The organism is Bacillus sp. AP8, from assembly GCF_000321185.1.
Lineage (GTDB): Bacteria > Bacillota > Bacilli > Bacillales > DSM-1321 > Bacillus_AD > Bacillus_AD massilioanorexius.
Map to the genome: position 1 here is coordinate 1 of NZ_CAPG01000117.1, position 738 is coordinate 738.

Consider the following 738-nt stretch of genomic DNA (forward strand, 5'->3'; position numbering starts at 1 on the left):
GGATTAAGCATCTTAAAATGGCAGAACGTCCAACAGTCCTATTATATCGAAAAAGAAGATATGTTTGTTCATGTGGCAAACGTTTCAGCGAAGATAATCCTTTTGTTGAAAGATATCAACACCATTCTAAAGAATGGAATCAACAAGTTCAGATTCGTACGGTTAAAGCTAAGACATTCACCGAAATTGCTGCTCAATATCATACGTCTGTTAGTACGATTATTCGAAGATTTGATCGTATGGTACCTAAAAATCTACAAGGAACATTAGCCTTACCGAAGGTGATTGCGATTGATGAATTTAAAGGCGATTCTGGTAAAGAAAAGTATCAATTAATTATTGCGGATGCATTGACCCGTGAACCGATTGATATCCTTCCAAACAGACGAAAAGAAACGATAAAAGATTACTTGAGAAAGCACGGAGCGAATGTGCAAGTAGTTGTGATGGATATGAGTCAAGCATTTAAAGCAGCTGTCACACAGGCAATGGACTGCCCAGTTATTGTTGCCGATAGTTTTCATTTTGTAAGGTACATGAATTGGGCCTTAGATAAGGTACGTGTGAGGGAACAAAATAAATGGCATGCATATGATCGAAAGAAATGTAAAAAGACTCGTTATGTTTTTCATAAGGCTTCGAAGAAGCTAACAAAGGAAGATCAATGGTATTTAGATAGATATTTTGAGTTTTCTCCTGAGTTAAAAGCAGCCTATGAATTGAAAGAATACTTTTATA

1 protein-coding gene is annotated in these 738 nt (G+C 36.2%); it reads left to right on the plus strand.

The window, feature by feature from the left end:
- The coding region (locus BN349_RS22910; protein WP_019244609.1) for an ISL3 family transposase at positions 1-738 on the plus strand (738 nt) is incomplete at both ends.